The 15,207-nt window shown below is 69.9% G+C and carries 15 protein-coding genes; 13 read left to right on the top strand and 2 right to left on the bottom strand.

What is annotated here, in order from left to right; all coding sequences use genetic code 11:
* The first annotated feature begins 5 nt into the window (after nt 1–5).
* From OIC96_RS44410 to OIC96_RS44430, 5 genes are read left to right on the top strand one after another with little or no spacing between them, the layout of a single operon-like run.
* On the top strand, nt 6–776 hold the full coding sequence (locus OIC96_RS44410; RefSeq protein ID WP_330302377.1) for a fumarylacetoacetate hydrolase family protein: 771 nt from the start codon (nt 6–8) through the stop codon (nt 774–776).
* Nucleotides 773–1,144 (top strand): VOC family protein, encoded by a 372-nt coding sequence (locus OIC96_RS44415; protein ID WP_327426397.1) that lies wholly within the window; start codon nt 773–775, stop codon nt 1,142–1,144. Before OIC96_RS44410 ends, OIC96_RS44415 begins: the two co-directional genes overlap by 4 nt.
* Nucleotides 1,145–1,194: 50 nt before the next feature.
* Nucleotides 1,195–1,980 (top strand): alpha/beta fold hydrolase, encoded by a 786-nt coding sequence (locus tag OIC96_RS44420; protein ID WP_330302376.1) that lies wholly within the window; start codon nt 1,195–1,197, stop codon nt 1,978–1,980.
* Entirely contained in the window at nt 1,977–2,483 is a 507-nt protein-coding gene (locus OIC96_RS44425; RefSeq protein WP_330302375.1) for a GlcG/HbpS family heme-binding protein, read from the top strand. The genes OIC96_RS44420 and OIC96_RS44425 overlap by 4 nt, the downstream gene beginning before the upstream one ends.
* Nucleotides 2,484–2,486: 3 nt before the next feature.
* Nucleotides 2,487–3,527 (top strand): methionine synthase II (cobalamin-independent)-like protein, encoded by a 1,041-nt coding sequence (locus tag OIC96_RS44430; protein ID WP_330302374.1) that lies wholly within the window; start codon nt 2,487–2,489, stop codon nt 3,525–3,527.
* Between the two features lie 51 nt (nt 3,528–3,578).
* On the opposite strand, the gene OIC96_RS44435 is transcribed toward OIC96_RS44430, so the two are convergent.
* Nucleotides 3,579–3,866 carry a putative quinol monooxygenase gene (locus OIC96_RS44435; RefSeq protein ID WP_330302373.1) on the bottom strand — a complete coding sequence of 96 codons (288 nt, stop codon included), beginning with the start codon at nt 3,864–3,866 and terminating at the stop codon, nt 3,579–3,581.
* Nucleotides 3,867–4,105: 239 nt separating this feature from the next.
* On the opposite strand from OIC96_RS44435, the gene OIC96_RS44440 reads away from it, so the two are divergent.
* The 5 genes from OIC96_RS44440 to OIC96_RS44460 all read left to right on the top strand — a co-directional run bounded on the left by OIC96_RS44440 (nt 4,106) and on the right by OIC96_RS44460 (nt 10,610).
* Complete coding sequence (locus OIC96_RS44440; RefSeq protein ID WP_330302372.1) at nt 4,106–5,554, top strand: aldehyde dehydrogenase family protein; 1,449 nt, start codon at nt 4,106–4,108, stop codon at nt 5,552–5,554.
* A 41-nt stretch (nt 5,555–5,595) separates the two neighbouring features.
* Nucleotides 5,596–6,804 (top strand): L-2-hydroxyglutarate oxidase, encoded by a 1,209-nt coding sequence (gene lhgO / locus OIC96_RS44445; protein ID WP_330302371.1) that lies wholly within the window; start codon nt 5,596–5,598, stop codon nt 6,802–6,804.
* Between the two features lie 131 nt (nt 6,805–6,935).
* Entirely contained in the window at nt 6,936–7,796 is an 861-nt protein-coding gene (locus tag OIC96_RS44450; protein ID WP_266470371.1) for an amidohydrolase family protein, read from the top strand.
* A gap of 13 nt (nt 7,797–7,809) precedes the next feature.
* Nucleotides 7,810–9,519 (top strand): thiamine pyrophosphate-dependent enzyme, encoded by a 1,710-nt coding sequence (locus tag OIC96_RS44455; RefSeq protein WP_330302370.1) that lies wholly within the window; start codon nt 7,810–7,812, stop codon nt 9,517–9,519.
* Nucleotides 9,520–9,539: 20 nt separating this feature from the next.
* A complete protein-coding gene (locus OIC96_RS44460) occupies nt 9,540–10,610 on the top strand; it encodes an Ldh family oxidoreductase (protein ID WP_330302369.1) in 1,071 nt (356 codons plus the stop codon).
* Between the two features lie 153 nt (nt 10,611–10,763).
* Here OIC96_RS44460 and OIC96_RS44465 read toward each other — a convergent pair whose 3' ends face one another.
* Nucleotides 10,764–11,696 (bottom strand): alpha/beta hydrolase fold domain-containing protein, encoded by a 933-nt coding sequence (locus OIC96_RS44465; protein WP_330302368.1) that lies wholly within the window; start codon nt 11,694–11,696, stop codon nt 10,764–10,766.
* Nucleotides 11,697–11,953: 257 nt separating this feature from the next.
* Between OIC96_RS44465 and OIC96_RS44470 the strand changes: the two genes are divergently transcribed.
* The 3 genes from OIC96_RS44470 to OIC96_RS44480 are packed head-to-tail and all read left to right on the top strand — an operon-like array spanning nt 11,954 to nt 15,182.
* A complete protein-coding gene (locus tag OIC96_RS44470; RefSeq protein ID WP_330302367.1) occupies nt 11,954–12,571 on the top strand; it encodes a carboxymuconolactone decarboxylase family protein in 618 nt (205 codons plus the stop codon).
* A 53-nt stretch (nt 12,572–12,624) separates the two neighbouring features.
* Nucleotides 12,625–13,851, top strand: a complete 1,227-nt coding sequence (locus OIC96_RS44475; protein ID WP_330302366.1) for a neutral/alkaline non-lysosomal ceramidase N-terminal domain-containing protein — start codon at nt 12,625–12,627, stop codon at nt 13,849–13,851.
* Nucleotides 13,851–15,182 (top strand): neutral/alkaline non-lysosomal ceramidase N-terminal domain-containing protein, encoded by a 1,332-nt coding sequence (locus tag OIC96_RS44480; protein WP_330462153.1) that lies wholly within the window; start codon nt 13,851–13,853, stop codon nt 15,180–15,182. The genes OIC96_RS44475 and OIC96_RS44480 overlap by 1 nt, the downstream gene beginning before the upstream one ends.
* Nucleotides 15,183–15,207 lie beyond the last annotated feature (25 nt).

A 15,207-nucleotide genomic window follows, 5' to 3' on the forward strand; every position in this document is an offset into this window, starting at 1 on the left:
GCGCCATGAAGTACACCCGCGTCTCGGTCGGCGGAAGAGCGGTGTGGGGCCGCGTGGGGGAGGAGGACATCGAGCTGCTGTCCGAGTCCCCCTTGAACGGCGACCCCACCGTCATCGGGACAGTGCCGCGCGCCACCGCGACCTGGCTGCCCGTCGTCGTACCGCCCGTGTTCTACGCCGTCGGCTTCAACTACCCGCGGCACATCGAGCACGCCGGCGCCGAGGTCCCCTCCCGCCCCGAGGTGGGCTACCGGGCCAACAATGCGCTGACCGGCCACCTTTCACCCATCGTGAAGCCGAAAGAGGTAGCGGGCCGGTTCGAGGCCGAGCCGGAACTCGTCGCGGTGATCGGCCGCACGCTGCGGAACGCCACCCAGGAGGAAGCCCGCAAGTCCATCTTCGGCTGGACGATCGGCAACGACGTCAGCGCCCGCACTTGGCAGCATGAGGACCGAACCTTCTGGCGCAGCAAGAACAGCGACACGTTCAAGCCCATGGGGCCCTGGATCGAGACCGACGTCGACGCCCTGGCGCAGACGACCACCCTCCGCGTCAACGGAGAGGTCCGCGCGTCGTTCCCGACCGGCGACATGGTCTTCGACCCCTTCGACTACATCGTCGAGATCACCAAGCACATCACCATGCAGCCCGGCGACGTGCTGTGGATGGGCGCCGAATCCACCTGCCAGATCGAGGCGGGAGACGTCGTCGACGTCCAGATCAGCGGAATCGGCGTGCTCTCCAACCCCGTACATCCAGAAGGGAACCACGTATGAGCAACGCACCTCGCTACATCCACCACGTCAACTTCCCCACCACCGACTCCGACCGGACCGCCGAGTGGTACGCGAAGGTCTTCGGGATGAAGCGGATCATGCCCAAGTCCAACACCCGTGTGGTGCTGATGACCCGCGGCAACTTCGACCTGCACTTCACCCCGGTCGAGGAGATGGAGCGCATGGCGCCCTATCACTTCGCGGTCGAGGTCGACGACTGGGACGACTTCCTCGCCCACCTCAAGGAGCTGGGCATCCGTCACACCCGGCCGATCGAACGCCCTGAGAACCAGTCCAAGTTCTGCTATATCCACGACCCCGACCACACCATGATCGAGCTGGTCTGGCACGGCAAGCGCCCCAACTGACCGCGCACCGCAAGGACTTCACGACCCCGTACCACGAGGAGTTCACCCCCATGCCCATCGCCGACTCCGACGGCACCTCCATCTACTACGAGCGCCACGGCAGCGGTCCGGCGATCCTGTTCGTGCACGGCAGTGGTGGCCATCACGCCATCTGGTGGCAGCAAGTGGCCGCGCTGCGCGAGGAGTTCACGGTCGTCACCGTGGACCTGCGCGGCTTCGGCAAGTCCGACTCGTCCATGCCCGAGTTCGACGGCCAGGACTTCCCCGGCGACCTTATAGCCGTACTCGACCAGGAGGACCTGACCGACGTCATGCTCGTCGGCCAGTCCATCGGCTCCGTCGCCGCACTGCGCGCCGGTCTGCTGCGCCCCGAGCGGGTCAGCTCCGTCGTCCTTGGCCACTCGCTCGGCGGCATCAGCCACCCCGAGCTGAAGGAACTGGCCGCCGCCGACCGCGCCGAGGCCGTCAAGCTGCCGGTGATCGACCGCCTGCTCACCAAGAAGTTCCAGCAGGAACGGGCCGATCTCACCTTCCTCTTCCAGCAGATGGGCACCTTCAACGTCGCCAAGATGCAGGATCTGCGCAACCTCGACACCAACGGCCCGTCCCTGGAGGACATCCAGAACTCGGGCGTCAAGGTTGCCTTCCTGGCCGGTGAGAAGGACGCGGTGCTCAGTGTGAAGACCGTGACCCGCGCGCACGAGCTGCTGGCCGGCTCGCACCTGGAGATCGTCCCGGACGGCCCGCACTCCATGTACTGGGAGACGCCCGAGCAGTACAACGCGGCCGTCGCCGACCTCCGCCGCACCCTCACCGCACAGAAGGAAACAGCATGAGCAGCCTCACCCTCGACGCCGCCGAAGAGATCGTCGACGCCGCTCTGAAGCGCGCCCAGTCGCTCGGGAAGGCGGTGAGCGTCGCCGTGGTGGACGCCGGCGGCTTCGTCATCAGTGTCCGCCGCTCGGACGGGGCGCGTCCCCTCACCCCGGACATCGCCCGCGCCAAGGCCTACACCGCGGCCGTGATGCAGCGGCCCGGCAAGATGCTGAAGAAGTGGCAGGAGAGCCAGCCGGTCTTCTTCTCCCAGCTCTCCCAGCTGCCCGGCGCTGCCCTGCCGATCATGGCCACCGAGGGCAGCGTCACCATCAAGAAGGACGGCGAGATCATCGGCGGCCTCGGCATCGCGGGCGGCACCGCGGACGAGGACCAGCAGGTCGCCGACGACGTCCTCGAATCCCTCGGCTACGAGCTGGAGTTCGCCGCCTGGGGCGTCGCGGGCAAGCCGGCGGAGCACGCAGACCACGCCGAGCACGCGGAGAACACCGAGAAGGGGGCCTGAACCATGGCGGATACCTTCAACTACCGCATCGACCACCACGGCAGCCTGATCCGTCCGGCCACGCTCCTGACGGCCCGCGCCGCGGGTGACACCGAGGCTCTGGCCGAGGCCGAACTCGAGGCGGTCAAGGAGGCGGTGGCCTACCAGCGCAGGCTGCGCACCACGGTCGTCACCGACGGCGACTTCCCCCGTGAGGACTTCCGCAGCGCGGTCTTCGACGGCGTCTCCGGCTTCCGGCGGACCGACGAGAAGACCCCCGACGGCCTGCCCCGCTGGGTGGCGGAGTCCCTGCCGAAGGCCAACGGCCCGCTGCTGGCCGACTGGGCCGGCCGGCTCGCCGAGCTGACGGTGATCGCCCCCAAGGCGTCCCTGCCGTCCCCGGCCTACCTGGCCGCCACCACCTTCGAGCCCGAGCTGGCGGCGTCGGGCGGCCCCGCCTCGGCCCGCGAACTCGGCGAGGCCCTGGCGGAGATCATCCACGCGGAGATCGAGCTGCTGGTGTCCCGGGGCGTGCGCCTGATCCAGCTGAACAACCCGCTGCTCCTCGGCCACATCGCCGCGGACCCGGCCGCCGCCGGCGCACTGTCCTTCGAGGACGCGCTGGCCGTGGAGGCTCTGGCGGTACGCCTGGACGAGCGCCCCGAGGGTGTGCGGATCGGCGTCTCTCCCGGCTGGCAGGCGCCCGCCGCGGTGGACCGGGTCCGGGCCGAGCGCCTGTACGGCGAGGTACCGGCGGACCGCTGGATCCTGCCGTACGACAAGGGAACCGCGGCCGAACTCGACCTGCTCAGGGCGCTGCCGGAGGACCGGGACGCGTGCCTGGGCGTCGTGGACGCGACCGCGCCCGAACTCGAGGACCTCGACACGGTGCTGGCCCGCATCGACGCCGGCGCCGAGCTCAAGGACATCGAGGACATGGCCCTCGCGCCGTCCCGCGGCTTCGCCGACTCGGCCGCCCGGCCGCTGCTCGGCGCCGAGGACCAGCGGCGCAAGCTGGTCCTGATCGAGACCCTCGCCCGCTACTGCTGGGGCAACGAGTTCTGACCCCTGGCCAACGAGGGGCCGGGAAGCGCACCCGCGCTTCCCGGCGGGGCCTCAGAGGACCTCGGCGAAGGTCACGGTCCGCTCCGTCAGAAGCGGCAGCACGCACCCCACGATGAGCTCGGCGAAGTGGTCCGCCGCCTTGTGCGCCTCGAAGCCGGCACGGTCGGTGTACTGCTCGTAGAGCATGAACGAGCCCGGCTGGTCGACCTCCGCGTGGACCTCGTAGGCGAGGTTCGCGGGCTCGGTCGGCGTGAGGTCGCGCATCTTCAGCAGCGCGGCGCGTACGGTCGCCTCGTCGGCGGGTGCGCACCGGTAGTGGGCGACGACAGCGAATGCCATGTGTTTCCTCCGGGTGGGTGTGCTGTGATACCCGCCGATTCCAGCATGAATCCCCTGATGAGCGACCTGCGCGGAGCGAAAGCTATGTCTGCCGCCGCGGGGCTGGTCGCCAGGCCCCCCTGTCGTGTGTTGTCGTTCCGACCCCTGGCCGTCCCGTCCGATCCGGTCCGATCCGGCCCACGGCCGTCCATCTGGTTCACCGCGGCCCCGCACCGCGGCAGACGAGAGAAGTGATCTTCATGCGAACCCTGGAAACGCTCTCCGGCGGAGAGTGGGTGGCGACCGGCGAGTGGATCGACGTCCACGACCCCTCCGACCTGCGCATCCCCGTCGCCCGAGTTCCCGCGCTGAGCGCCGCCGACGTCACCCGCGCCTACGACCACGCCGAGCAGGGCTTCGCCGTCTGGAAGCGCACCAGCCCCTTCGAGCGTGCCCGGATCATGACCGAAGCGGCCCGGCTGCTGCGCGAGCGTGTCGAGCAGATCGCCGAGGACGTGGCCACCGAGATGGGCAAGACCCGCGCCGAGGCGACGGGCGAGACCATCAAGGCCGCCGACTTCCTGGAGTACTACGCGGGCATCGCCCGCCAGGGCTACGGCACGCTCGTACACGACGTACGCCCGGACACCCGCACCCACCACCAGCGCGAACCCCTCGGTATCGTCCTCGCGATCACCCCGTGGAACGACCCGCTGATCACCCCGGCCCGCAAGCTGGCGCCCTGCCTCGCGGCCGGCAACGCGGCCATACTCAAGCCGGCCACCGACACCCCGCAGGCCGCCCTGCACTTCGCCCGCGCCCTGCACGACGCGGGCCTGCCGGCCGGCGTCCTCAACGTGGTCACCGGCCGCGGCGCGCAGATCTCCGAGCCGCTGCTCTCCGACCCGCGCCTGGCCGCGCTCACCTTCACCGGCAGCAACGAGGTCGGCGAGGCCCTGCGTGCCCGGCTCGCCGCCACCAACGTCCGCTTCCAGGGCGAACTCGGCGGCAAGAACGCCACCGTCGTCCTCGCCGACGCCGACCTGAGCGCCGCCGCCAAGGCCGTCGTCGCCGCGGGCTTCGCGCAGGCCGGGCAGCGCTGCACCGCCACCAGCCGGGTCATCGTCGAACGGTCCGTGTACGAGGAGTTCACCGCTCTGCTGCTCGCCGAGGCCGCCGCGCTGCGCGTCGGTCCGGGCCTCGCCGAGGGCACCACGATGGGGCCGCTGGTCAGCGCCAAGCAGCGCGACAGCGTCGTGTCCGACATCGAGCGCGCCGTCAAGCAGGGCGCGACGGTCCTCGCCGGCGGCGACCAGCCGGCGGACGAGGCCCTCGGCCACGGCTGCTACGTCAATCCCACCGTGCTCGGTGACGTGACCCCGGATCTGGACATCTGGCGCGAGGAGGTGTTCGGACCGGTCGTGGCCCTGCGCCCGGTGGACTCCTTCGAGGAGGCGGTCGAGGCGGTCAACGACTCCGTCTTCGGCCTCGCCGCCGCCGTGTTCACCCAGAACCTCGGAGCCGCATACCGCTTCGCCGACGAGGCCGAGTGCGGCCAGATCGCCGTGAACACCACCACCTCCGGCTGGGACGTCCACCACCCCTTCGGCGGCTTCCGCGACTCCGGGTCGCCGTTCAAGGAGCAGGGCGAGGAGGCCCTGCGCTTTTACACCCGCGTCAAGACTGTCGCCATCCACTTCGGTGCCTGACGCTCTTGAGATCGGACGTCAGGAAGCAAAGGAGGAAGCCGATGGCTGACGAGACGATCGGCATCGTCGGAGCCGGCATCGTGGGTCTGGCCACGGGCCGCGAGATCGCCCTGCGCCGCCCCGGCACCCGTGTCGTGGTGCTGGAGAAGGAGCAGCAGGTCGCCGTCCACCAGACCGGGCACAACTCGGGCGTGGTGCACGCCGGGATCTACTACGCGCCGGGCAGCCTCAAGGCCGACCTGTGCGTACGGGGCGTATCCGTCCTGCGCGAGTACTGCCAGGACCGGGGACTGCCGTACGAGGAGATCGGCAAGCTCGTCGTGGCGGTGCGCCAGGACGAGCTGGGCCGGATGGAGAGCCTCTACGAGCGGGCCCGGAACAACCACGTACCCGATCTGCGGAAGATCTCCAAGGAGGAGATCAAGGAACTCGAACCCCACGCCGGCGGCATCGCGGCCCTGCACTCCCCGCGCACCGCGATCACCGACTACCCGGCGATCGCCCGGGAGTTCGCCAAGGACATCGAGGCCTCGGGCGGCGAGGTGAGACTCGGCTTCCCCGTCACCTCCATCACCAATGTCCCGGGCGGCATCGAGGTGGGCTCCGGGCAGGAGCGGGTCCGGGTCGACCGGCTGATCCTCTGCGCGGGCCTGCACTCGGACTCCGTCGCCAAGCTCGCCCAGGACAAGAAGGAGCCGAAGATCATCCCCTTCCGGGGTGAGTACATGCTCCTCAGGCCGGAGCGGACGGACCTGGTGCGCGGGCTCATCTACCCGGTCCCGGACCCGCGTTACCCCTTCCTCGGCGTGCACTTCACCCCGCGCGTCGACGGCTCGGTGGAGGTCGGTCCCAACGCCGTCCTGGCACTCGCCAAGGAGGGCTACAAACTCAGCCGCGTCTCGCTCAAGGACCTCGCCGGGCTCGCCGCCTACCCCGGCGCGTGGAAGATGGCCGCCCAGCACTGGAAAACGGGCATCAAGGAATACCGCGGCTCGCTGTCCATGGCGTCCTTCATGAAGGACGCCAAGCTGTACGTCCCTGGCGTCGGCGTCCCGGACGTGGTCCGCGGCGGAGCCGGTGTACGCGCCCAGGCGCTGGACCCGGACGGCACGCTCGTGGACGACTTCCGCATCCACCAGACGGGCCGGATCACCGCCGTCCGCAACGCGCCCTCGCCGGCCGCCACGGCCTCCATGGCGATCGCCGAGCACATCGCGGGCGCCGTTTTCGGCGACGCCCGCGCAACCTGAAAATGCCCTGCGTACAGCGCACTTCCGCGCAAGTACTGCTTGCATCCCCAGGGCTCGGCAAGGCCTCGCGACCCGCCTAGCGTTCCTTCCGCACCACCTCACCACCCCCTTCGGCAGAAAGAGTTGAAGACATGTTCGTTGTCGACACCCAGATCCACATCTGGAAGGAAGAGACCCCGGACCGCCCCTGGGTCCCGGGCGCGCGGGAGCGCATCCGCCTCAACGGTCACCGCGAGGAGGCCTTCTCCTACGAGGAGGCCCTGGAGCTGATGGACGAGGCGGGCATCAACCGGGCGCTGATCCTGCCCCCCTCCTGGGAGGGCAACCGCATCGACTACGCGCTGGAGGCGTGCGAGGCGCACCCGGACCGCTTCGGCATCATGGCCCGCGTCCCGCAGGACAACGAGGTCGAGGGCACCGCGATGCTCAAGGACTTCGCGCAGAACCCGCACATCAAGGGAACGCGGCTGACCTTCCACCGGCCGCAGGACCGCAACTGGATGATCGACGGCACCAACGACTGGTACTGGCCGGTCGCCGAGGAGCTCGCCGTCCCGACCATGGTCCACGCCCCGATCTGGAAGCGTGAGCTCGGCCAGATCGCCGCCAAGCACCCCGGCCTGAAGATCATCATCGACCACATGGGCATCATGGCCCGCTGCGTCGACGACGCGATCGGCTACTGGGTGGCGGAGACCGCCGACCTGGCCAAGCACCCCAACATCTACGTCAAGGTCTCGGCCCTCCCCGGCTACTCGACGCAGCCCTTCCCGAACAAGAACATCGAGCAGTACGTGCGCGAGATGGTCGACAAGATGGGCCCGGAGCGCTGCTTCTACGGCACCGACATCACCCGCCTGCTCGGCCACGGCATCACGTACACCGACACCGTCGAGCAGTTCACCAAGCACTACGACTTCACGCCCGAAGAGCTTGAGTGGATCATGGGCCGCGGCATCAGCGAGGTCCTCGACTGGCCGATCGAGGGCTGAGGAAGCAAGAGAGATGACGGACACCAAGAACACTCCAGGCGTCGACGGCGGTGACGCCGTCGTCTCCGCCTTCAACGCCGTCGGCGCCGACTACATCTTCTGCTCATCGGGGTCCGAATGGGCCCCGGTCTGGGAGTCCCTGGCCCGGCGCCACCGTGACGGTGAGCCCGCGCCGGAGTACCTGGACCTCACCCACGAGACGGTGGCGGTCGGCATGGCCACCGGCTACGGGCTCGTCACCCGCCGCCCGCAGGCCGTGCTCCTGCACGCGGCCCCCGGCCTGCTCCAGGGTTCGATGGCGGTGCACGGCGCGCTCCTGGCCGGCGTTCCGATGGTGGTCACCTCCTCGGAGTCGACCACCTACGGCGACGGCCCCGGCCAGGACCCGGGCGGCCAGTGGTACCGCAACCTGTCGATCGTGGGCGGACCGCACCAGATCGCCCAGCCGTTCACCAAGTGGTCCAACGAGGCCGCCAGCGTCCACACCCTGCCCACGATGATCACCCGGGCGGCGGAACTGGCCTGGCGGGCGCCCGCGGGCCCGGCGTACCTGAACATCCCGCTGGAGATCCTGCTGGAGGAGTGGGACGGCCGCGAGGCCAAGCCCATCGTGCCGCCGGGCTCCACGCACAGCTCGCCCGAAGAGGTCGACCCGGTCGCCCAGATGATCCGCGAGGCGAAGAACCCCGTGATCGTCACGGAGACGGCCGGCCGTGAGGCGGGCGGCTTCGAGGCACTCGTCGCCTTCGCCGAGGCGTGGAACATCCCGGTCGTCGAGCCCGACTCGGCGGTGTGCGGCAACTTCCCGCGCACCCACCCGCTGCACGCGGGCAGCGACATCGGCCCGTGGATGGACGAGGCGGACCTCATCCTCCTCGTCAACTGCCGGGCCCCGTTCTACCCGCCGTCGCGCCGCCCGTCCAAGGCACAGATCGTCGTCATCGACGAGGTGCCGCAGCGCCCGCACGTCGTCTACCAAGTCCTGTTCGCCGACCGGTACTTGGAAGGCAACGTCGCCAACACCCTGCGCCAGCTCGCCAAGCGCGCCAAGGAACTCGACGTGGCCGCCGTCACCGCGCGGCGCGCGGCGCAGGAGGAGCGGCACGCCGACGAGCAGGCCGCGATCGCCGCGGCCGAGGCGAAGGCGGCCCAGGCGGAGGGCATCGACCCGGTGCTCGTCGCCGCGACGTTGCGCAAGCTGCTCGACGGGCAGGACGCGATCGTCGTCGACGAGACCATCACGCACAGCCGCGTCGTCAAGCGCCATGCGCTGACCTCCGACCCCGACTCGTACTTCTATGTGCAGGGCGGGCTCGGCCAGGGCATGGCGGTCGCTCTCGGCGTCAAACTCGCCGCCGGGGACCGGCCCGTGGTGCTCACGATCGGCGACGGCGCGTTCACCTACAACCCGGTGATCCAGTCGTACGACGCCGCCAACGCGTACAGGCTGCCGGTGCTGATCGTGGTCTTCAACAACCGCGTCTACAAGTCGATGAACCTCAATCACCGCAGGTTCTACCCCGACGGCGCGGCGGCCGACACCGGCGAGTGGCTCGGCACCGACCTGCACCGGCTGCCCCGACTCGCGCAGTTCGCCGAGCCGTTCGGCATGCACACCGAGACCGTCGACGCGCCGGACGCGCTCGCCCCCGCCCTGGAGCGCGCGCTCAAGGCTGTGGCGGAGGGCACCACCGCCGTCGTCGACGTTCTCGTCACCCGCTGACCCAGGAGGCTCCCGCCACCATGACCGACACCCCAACGCCCAAGCCGGGAAAGGTCCTTGTCCCCGCCGAGGACCTGCGCACCTTCGCCGCCGCTCTCCTGGAGAAGGGCGGTCTCAGCCCCGAGCACGCGGCCACCACCGCCGATGTGTTCGTCTGGGCCGCGCTGCGCGGCGTCGACTCCCACGGCATCGCGCGCGTTCCCGCCTACCTGGAGCTGCTCGCCAAGGGCGTGGCCAACGCCAAGCCCGAGATCAAGGTCGAGTCGGGCGCGTCCGCCGTCGCCGTCCTCGACGCCGACCGCGCGCCCGGCCCGGTCGCCCTCAGCGCCGCCGCCGAGGAGGCGGTGACCCGGGCCAGGGCGGCCGGCATCGCCGCCGTGGGGGTGCGCCGCACCGTCCACACCGGCGCCATCGGCTACTACGTGTCGAAGATCGCCGAGCAGGGCCTGGTCGGCATCGCCTTCGTCGCCGGAATGCCCAACATGGGCTACACCGGAGTCAAGGGCGCCGCCGTGGCCACCAGCCCGCTCGCCATCGCCGTACCCGCCGAGGCGCACGCCCCGCTGCTCCTCGACATGGCCACCGCCACCATCGCCCTGGGCAAGATCCGCCAGGCCAAGGCGAGCGGCACCCCGCTGCCCGAGGGCGCCGCCGCCACCGAGGACGGCACTCCCACCACCGACCCTTCGATGGCGGTCATGCCGCTGCCGCTGGGCGGCGCCAAGGGGTCGGGCATGTCGCTCGCCTTCGAGCTGCTCACCAGCGTGCTGGTCGGAGCACCGATCTTCGCGGGCTTCCACTCCGACGATCCCCAGGGCCGCAAGCACCGTCAGAACGCCCTGCTCATCGCGATCGACCCGGCGGCCTTCGGCGACGCGGACAGCTTCACCGCGGCCGTCGACGGCACGCTGAGCACCCTCAAGGGGCTGACGCCGGCGGACGGCGCGGAGGGCGTGTTCTACCCCGGCGAGCGCAGCGCCTCCGTGGCGGTGCAGCGGGCCGAGAAGGGGGTGCCCGTGGCGCCGAAGGTGTGGCGGGAACTGACGGAGAGCGCGGGCAGGTTCGGCATCACGCCGCCCGAGGCCCAGTAGAGGGATTGGCACAGACTCCACGAAGGGGGATGGAGGGGCAGACGGCCGGGGCGTCCGATGTGCGCGGGCGCCCAGGCCGCCTCGTCCATTCAGGCAGGCTCAGCCGCTGCGGCGGCCTTGAGGGAGCCCGTACGCTCAACCGGCGTCGGGCTCCTAGGCGTTGAGGGCTTGCCGCACATGCCGTGCGATCAGGGCGTAGACCTCCCGGGCCTTCCCGTCGTCCTTGCCGTCGTACCCGTGATCGGCCTGGGGCACGTCATGGTGCTCGACGAGTGCTCCAGCCTGCTGAAGACGCCCGGAGTACCGCTCGCCCTCCGCCTTGAGGAGGTCGAACTCCGCCGTGATCACCAGGGCCGGGGCGATGCCCTTGAGATCGGCGGTGTCCGACGGATGGGCGGGCGACACCAGCCGGTCGGCGCGCTCGCGCGGGTCCGGCACGTACGAGGTGTCGAAGACCTCCGCCATCCACGGGCGCAGCAGCGGCTTGGCGATGGCGGCGTGCTTGTCCTTGGCGCTCGTCACGAGGTCGAGCGGCGGGTAGTGGAGAACCTGGAGCGCGATCGACGGCCCGCCCTCCTCAAGAGCCTGACGGGCCACGGCCGCGGCGAGACCGCCGCCGGCGCTCTGTCCGCCCACGGAGAGCCGGCTGCCGTCCCAGCCGTGCTCCCCGCCGTGCCCGGCGATCCACCGGACGACCTCGAACGCCTGTCGCGGCGGGGCGGGAAACGGGTGCTGCGGGGCGACGACGTAGTCCACGTTGACCACGGCCACCCCCGCCTCCGCGGCGAGACAGCGGCACAGCGGATCGTCGAGCTCCGTCAGGGGCAGGACGTAGCCGCCGCCGTGGAAGTTGACGTGCACCGGCGGAGGCGGACCCTCGCTCTTGGGCAGGTACACCACGACACGCGCCGCTCCGAACGACGTCGGCACCGTCAACTCGCGTACCGTGCGCGGGAACTCGGGGAGACGGTCATGCGATGCGGCGGCGGAACCACGGCCGCTCGGGCGCCGGTCAGCCATCAGGGCAAGGCGCTGCATCGACTTGGCGGCGAAGGCGGCCACCGCGGGCCGGGCGAGGAGAGACATACGGTTCCGTTCGTCGAGCCGCGTCCGTCAATCAACAGGATTCCTGGTAATTGGTGGGGCGATGCTAGCACGGGCGGCCGAATCTTCTTAGGTGCTTGCGGTCATGCTCGGGCAGCTCCCTGAACTTGGTGCAGACGCTCGAACGCCCGGGCCGCAAGGGTGCGTTGCCCGCTCGGATGTGAAATCTAATGTTGCGCGGGCAACCCTCTGAATCCGGTCACCGCCGTGGACAAGCAACGCGTCTTTCAACAGTGTTCATGCAACAGCCGGCCGATCACGTCTTTACGGAGGTGCGCATGCGTCTGAGGCCGCTGATCGAGATGAATCCGCGGCAGGCGGATCTCGTCGAACGCATGGTGAATCAACGCGGCGGAGTGAAAGGCCCGTTCACAGCATTTCTCCGCAGTCCGGAACTATGTGAACTCGTCGAGGAACTCGGAACGTACTGCACCCGAGGTTCCGCGCTCCCGCTCCGGCTGCGCGAACTGACCCTGCTGATCGCGGCGCGCCACTGTGACGCCCAGCATTCATGGAACGCCCACGTGGACAAGGGAATCGACGCCGGACTCGACCCCGCCGCGCTGCACCGCCTCGCGCACCGGCAGGACCCGCAGTTCGGCGAAGCGGACGAACGGGCGCTCCACCGCTTCGCCACCGAAGTGCTGGAGCACCACTTCGTCGGCGACGAGACCTACGCCGAAGCGCTGGAACACTTCGGCGAGCGTGGACTGGTCGACCTGCTCGCCGCCCTCGGCTGCTTCTCGATGTTCGCCATGGTGCTCAACGCATTCCAGGTCGATCTCCAGCCCGACCGCGAGCCGCCCTTTCCCGACATCGAGGGATTCACGCGCGTGGCGGTTCGGGACGCGCTATAAGCAGGTCCTCCGAAAAAGTCCAGGCTTTGTACAAGCATTCATAGGAGTGTGTATTGGAACCCGGAAATCTGCGAGCCGGAGTCGCCAAAGTCGATATCACGCCCGCGGATCTGACCAACCTCAATCCCATGGGCGGACGTTCCTTCACGGACGTGCACGACCCCCTGTTTCTCCGCGTCCTGGTCCTGGACGACGGGACGAGGGAGGTGGCCCTGGTCTCCGCCGACCTCATCGAGGCCGGGGACATGACGCCGGTGCGCGAGCGGATCGAGCGCGAGCTCGGCATCCCCTTCGACCACATCGTCATCACGGCGACGCACAGCCACAACGCGCCGAGGATCGGGCTGGTCTCACCCGGCGCGCTGGCCCACGAGGGCGGGCCCGAGTCCGCGGCCTACACCGCCGAGGTCTACGACAAACTGCTCGCCGCGCTGAAGCAGGCCCGCGAGTCGTCGCAGCCGGCCCGCTTCGGACTGGGCACGGGCACGGCCGACGTCAACGTCAACCGGGACGAGTACGTCGACGGCAAGTGGGTGCTCGGCTTCAACCCCGACGGACCGTCCGACAAGACGGTCTGGGTGATGAAGTTCGAGACCCGGAGCGGCGAGCCGATAGCCGTCGTCGTCAACTACGCCGTCCACTCGACCGTCACCCTCGGCACCGGCGAGGTCAGCGGCGACCTCGCGGGCGCTGCGACCCACCACATCGAACGCGAACTGGGCGGCGACGCCGTCGCGTTGTGGACCCTGGGACCCGTCGGGGATCAGGCTCCCCGCATCGCCCTCGACAAGGCGTTCGGGGCACCCGAGGAGGAGTGGCCCGCCGCCTACGAGGCGATGAAGGCCCAGGGGCTCATCGTCGGGGCGGAGGCCGTCCGGGTGGCGGGCCGTATCCGGCACCTGACGTCACACGCCCGCATCGGCGCTCAGGAACGCGTCCTCGCCTGCCCCATGAAGGAAGGCGTGGACGTCATGGCCGACATGGTGCAGGAGAAGGTCGCATCGGTGGACCTGCGCCTGGCACTCCTCACGATCAACGAGGTCGCGCTCGCCGGTGTCTCCGGCGAGGTGGTCACCGACATCTACCGGCGCCTGAGGAAGGAGTCACCCCTCGCGAACACCATCCTGATGTCCCTCGCGAACGACCGCATCGGCTACCTCACCGACGACGCCGCCTACGACCGGCGCACCTTCGAGGTCAACGGCTGCCCCGTCCAGCGGGGTTACGCCGAGAACGGCATCGTCGACGGAGTCGTCGACATGATCAGGGCACGGGCGTGATGACGGCGCCGGACCGGCTCCTCGCCGTCGAGGCCGCCGGCACGACTCTCCTTGCGGGAGCCGGGAAGAGCGGGATCGGCATTCCCGCGTCCGTCTACCCGGTGGACGGCTTCACCGCCGAGCGCGACAGGCTCCGGGCCAGGGTCGTACTCCTCGACGACGGCACCCACCGCGTCGCCCTCGCCGTGGTCGATCTGACCTCCGTCTTCGACGAGCTCCTCGACGAGCTGAAGCACCTCATCGGCCGGACGGCCGATGTCGCCGAGGAGGACGTCGTCATCGCCGCGAGTCATACCTTCTGCGCACCGCACGTCTTCCCCACCGCGCGGCTGAACGGCGAGGCGGCGGCCAAGAACGAAGCCGTACGGCAGGCCGTCCTCGCGGCGGTGCACCGTGCCGCCGAGGACGCCGTACGCCAACTGCGCCCCGCACGGCTGGGGTTCGGGCGCGGCGTGTGCCACGCGAACGTCAACAGGAACGTGCTCACGGCGGACGGCTGGTGGCTCGGCGCGGACGAGAGCGGACCCTGCGACCGGAGCGTCGGTGTCGTGCGCGTCGATGACACCGAGGGCAGGCCGATCGCCCTGCTCATCAACTACGCCGTCCAGTCGTCGGTCCTGCACGAGTCCGTCACCCAGGACGGCGGCAGGCTGGTCTCCGCCGACCTCGCGGGCGCGGCCACCGGCCATGTCGAGCGCCAGTACGGCGAGGGAACCGTCGCCCTCTTCCTCATCGGCGCGGCGGGCGACCAGGCGCCCTACCTGACGGCCAACCGGCACACCCTGGACCGGGACGGAGCCCGCGCACGGACCGACGCCCATGAAGCGGGACACCTCCTCGTCGACCTGCTGGGCGAACGCCTGGGCGCCGAGGCCGCACGGGTCGGCGAGGGCATCCGGACCACGGCCCCCGCCGAAGGAACTCTGGCCGTGATCCACACCCATGTCGAAGTGCCCGCACAGGTCCCGCCCGCGAGCCTGAGCGACCTGCGCCCGACGAGGGACTACCCGTACCGCCCGAACGGCACGGCCGACGCCCCGGTCGTGGTGGTGCGGCTGGGCGACATCGTGCTCGCCGGCGTCCAGGCCGAGCTGTCCAGCACGTCCGGACTCCACGTCAAAGAGAACTCGCCGTTCCCGAACACCATGGTGGCGACCATGGTCGACGGCGCGGCGAAGTACATGGCGGACGCGCGCGACTACGACCGGATCACCTATGGGGCGATGAACTCGAGGTACGCGAAAGGCGCGGCCGAGACCGTCACCGCCAAGATCCTCGACACGCTGAACACGGTCCACAACAAGCCCTGGCAAGGCGGAATCAGGCCCTGACCAGGCCCCTCTTGTTCACACTCCG

Source organism: Streptomyces sp. NBC_00775, from assembly GCF_036347135.1.
GTDB classification, from domain to species: domain Bacteria; phylum Actinomycetota; class Actinomycetes; order Streptomycetales; family Streptomycetaceae; genus Streptomyces; species Streptomyces lutosisoli.

Coding starts and splice junctions, on each gene's coding strand:
- OIC96_RS44410 (WP_330302377.1), top strand. CDS start 6: ATGAAGTACACCCGCGTCTCGGTCGGCGGAAGAGCGGTGTGGGGCCGC.
- OIC96_RS44415 (WP_327426397.1), top strand. CDS start 773: ATGAGCAACGCACCTCGCTACATCCACCACGTCAACTTCCCCACCACC.
- OIC96_RS44420 (WP_330302376.1), top strand. CDS start 1,195: ATGCCCATCGCCGACTCCGACGGCACCTCCATCTACTACGAGCGCCAC.
- OIC96_RS44425 (WP_330302375.1), top strand. CDS start 1,977: ATGAGCAGCCTCACCCTCGACGCCGCCGAAGAGATCGTCGACGCCGCT.
- OIC96_RS44430 (WP_330302374.1), top strand. CDS start 2,487: ATGGCGGATACCTTCAACTACCGCATCGACCACCACGGCAGCCTGATC.
- OIC96_RS44435 (WP_330302373.1), bottom strand. CDS start 3,866: ATGGCATTCGCTGTCGTCGCCCACTACCGGTGCGCACCCGCCGACGAG.
- OIC96_RS44440 (WP_330302372.1), top strand. CDS start 4,106: ATGCGAACCCTGGAAACGCTCTCCGGCGGAGAGTGGGTGGCGACCGGC.
- lhgO (WP_330302371.1), top strand. CDS start 5,596: ATGGCTGACGAGACGATCGGCATCGTCGGAGCCGGCATCGTGGGTCTG.
- OIC96_RS44450 (WP_266470371.1), top strand. CDS start 6,936: ATGTTCGTTGTCGACACCCAGATCCACATCTGGAAGGAAGAGACCCCG.
- OIC96_RS44455 (WP_330302370.1), top strand. CDS start 7,810: ATGACGGACACCAAGAACACTCCAGGCGTCGACGGCGGTGACGCCGTC.
- OIC96_RS44460 (WP_330302369.1), top strand. CDS start 9,540: ATGACCGACACCCCAACGCCCAAGCCGGGAAAGGTCCTTGTCCCCGCC.
- OIC96_RS44465 (WP_330302368.1), bottom strand. CDS start 11,696: ATGTCTCTCCTCGCCCGGCCCGCGGTGGCCGCCTTCGCCGCCAAGTCG.
- OIC96_RS44470 (WP_330302367.1), top strand. CDS start 11,954: ATGCAACAGCCGGCCGATCACGTCTTTACGGAGGTGCGCATGCGTCTG.
- OIC96_RS44480 (WP_330462153.1), top strand. CDS start 13,851: ATGACGGCGCCGGACCGGCTCCTCGCCGTCGAGGCCGCCGGCACGACT.